This is a genomic window from Bartonella sp. MU70NMGDW (assembly GCF_042194085.1).
In the GTDB taxonomy this organism is placed as follows: domain Bacteria; phylum Pseudomonadota; class Alphaproteobacteria; order Rhizobiales; family Rhizobiaceae; genus Bartonella; species Bartonella grahamii.
The window spans coordinates 1-3091 of record NZ_JBHIMK010000028.1 but is presented as its reverse complement, the minus strand read 5'-3'; the positions used below and the strand labels follow the sequence as shown (position 1 = coordinate 3091).

Below are 3091 nucleotides of genomic sequence, written 5' to 3'. Positions count from 1 at the left end.
CTCCTATCATGGTCTGGATCGATGTTCGAATATCTTATGCCATCTCTCATAATGCATGAACCTTTAGGATCTCTCCTAGATCAAACAAATCGATTGATTATTCGTTGTCAAATACAATATGCCCATAAACGGGAATTGCCATGGGGTATTTCAGAGGCCGCATTTAACGCTCGCGATCATTTAATGAATTACCAATACGCTCATTTTGGTGTTCCAAACCTCGGACTCCAACGTGGTCTTTCACGCAATGCTGTCATAGCTCCCTATGCCAGCCTTCTAGCGGCACAATATGCTCCTGCTTGTGCTGTTGCTAATTTAAAACGACTCCGTGATCTTGGAGCTTTAGGAACATATGGTTATTATGACTCTGTCGATTTTACCCCTTCACGCGTGAAAACAGGGGAAAAATACGCTGTTGTACGCAATTATTATGCGCACCATCATGGCATGTCTATCCTTGCTCTTAACAATGTTATTTTTCAAGGGCGAATGCGTGATCGTTTTCACCGTGATCCCGTTGTTGAAGCAACGCAACTGCTGTTACAGGAAAGAGCGCCTCATCTTATTCCTATTATTCATACCAAAGCTGTTAATCGTATGCGCAACAAGTCTCAAGCATTTGACGCCGCCCCTTTGCGCATTATTACAAACCCGTTGTTCAAACCACGAGCAACTTTACTTTTGTCTAATGGCTTTTATTTTACTATGTTAACAGCGAATGGTTCTGGTTACAGCCGTTGGCGCGATTATGCGATTACGCGTTTTATTCCCGATGCAACAGAAGATCAACAAGGTACTTTATTCTTCTTACGGGATACGCATAGTGGACGGTGGTGGTCTGTTACTGGTGAACCAACACGTGTTATTGAAGAAGAAGCTGTCAGCATTTTTACAGATGAAAAGGCTGAATATACAAAAATGGTTGATGGTATAAAATCAACACTTGAATGTCTTATTACATCTGAAGGATGTGGCGAAGGTAGACGTATTCAACTGATGAATACGACAAATAAAGAGCGCCTCATTGAAGTGACTTCTTATGGTGAATTAGCGCTTGCCACAATGGGCACAGACCAAGCTCATCCTGTTTTTTCCCGCATGTTTATAGAGACAGAAATTGCTGAGGAAGGTAAAACAATTTTTGCCAAAAGGCGCAAACGCTCACCTAGCGATCCTGAAATCTATGTTGCTCATTTTGTCTCCAGTACAACAGATACTCTCCGAGAGACAGAAGCTGAAACGGATCGCTCTCTGTTTATTGGGCGGGGCCGATCCATTCATCGGCCCGCTGCATTTGATCAAAATGCTCGTTTCAGTAACAGTCAAGGTTGCGTTCTTGATCCTGTTATGTCATTGCGATGCCGTATAAAAATTCCAGCCCATGAAAAAGCAGAACTTATTTTTTGGACTTTTGCTGCTCATACAAAAGAAGCACTAAATAATCATATTAAACATTATCGACAACCTGATATGTTTCAAAAAGAACTTTCAATGGCATGGACGCGCTCACAAGTTGCACTGTATCAGAGCGGAACCCAGCTTAAAGAAGCTATTATCTATCAAAAATATGCAACACCGCTTATTTATCCAGAAAGAACGTGGCGTCTTCCTTCTGAAATATTAGCAAAAACGCTAGGAAAACAGTCTGATCTTTGGCCCATGTCTATCTCAGGAGACAATCCACTCTGTCTTCTTAGATTAAATAACGAGGGAAATATAACCGTACTGCGCGAGCTCCTTAAAGCACATGAATATTGGCGTATGCGCGGACTCATTGTGGATTTGGTCATTCTTAATGAACAAACATTTTCCTATATACAAAATACACAACGCGCTCTTGAGTGGGTCTGTGAATCTTATTATCACCACATGCAAAAAGCAGATGAACGCCAACATATTTTCATGCTTCGGCGCGATCAAATGAGTGAACAAAGCTTTAAAACGCTTCTTGCATCAGCGCGCATCGTTCTTGATGCCCAAAATGGCTCTTTATCTGAACAGCTTAAACGATTTGATGAGAGTGATTTTGATCTTACAATTCGTAAAAATTATCAAGAATCTTATGATCAATTAGATTACCAAAAATATAACGAAGGAAGGCAAGTTACAACACAAACTGAACAAAATTTTTTTGCTTCCATTGGTCTTATTAGCCAACGAAAACCATCTTCTTTTCCCATAAATGGAGAAGATCTAAAATATTGGAATGGTTACGGTGGTTTTAACCAGTATAACCATTATGTAATACGTCTTCATGGACGTACAACTACACCGCACCCGTGGATTAACGTCATCGCTAATCACAAATTTGGTTTTCATGTCTCTGCTGAAGGTGCAATTTTTACTTGGGTTAACAATAGCCGCGATTATAAATTAACTCCTTGGGCAAATGATCCAACATCTAACCGGCCAGGAGAAGCACTTTATCTGGTTGATCGCCAGTCTTTAAAACGTTTTTCACCCGTTTCTGCTGTAGAATGTGATGAAAATATTGTCTATGAGGCTTGTCATGGGTTTGGATTCTCAACTTTTAAATCAACACATTCAGAAATCGCATTAGAACTGACTCATACACTTGATCCCGAAAAACCTATTCGCTTTTCACGTCTTATCCTTACGAATGAAGGGAAAAAACCACGCAGTTTACGCCTTTATAATTATGTTGAATGGGTTTTGGGAAATACCCGTACAAAATATGCCCCCTTCATTATTTCCTCTTATGAGGACAAAAGGGGTGTACATTTTATTCAAAATCCTTATCACATTGAAAAATCTCAACAAGTCACATTCTTATCGGCATCTGAAATGCCAACCAGCACCACAACCAATCGTGCTGAATTTATTGGTGCAACGGGAACCGTAACGCATCCAACTGCGATCCGTAAAGCTGGTGCTCTTTCGAATACCATTGAAGCAGGATGTGATCCTTGTTCAGCATTTTCCTATGATATTGATCTTCAAGCAGGGCAAACAAAAGAAATCATCTTTTATCTTGGTAGTGCTGAAAATAGACAAGAAGCTGAAAAATTACTCAATCAAGTACGTGCAAGTGATTTTGAAATTCTGCTCACAAAACAAAAACAGCAATGGA

Annotated in this window: 1 protein-coding gene; it reads left to right on the top strand. The window is 40.2% G+C overall.

Translation table 11 applies throughout. The annotated features are described in order from the left end of the window. On the top strand, positions 1–3091 hold a 3091-nt coding region (locus tag ACFIKE_RS04325), incomplete at both ends, for a glucoamylase family protein (protein WP_375648470.1).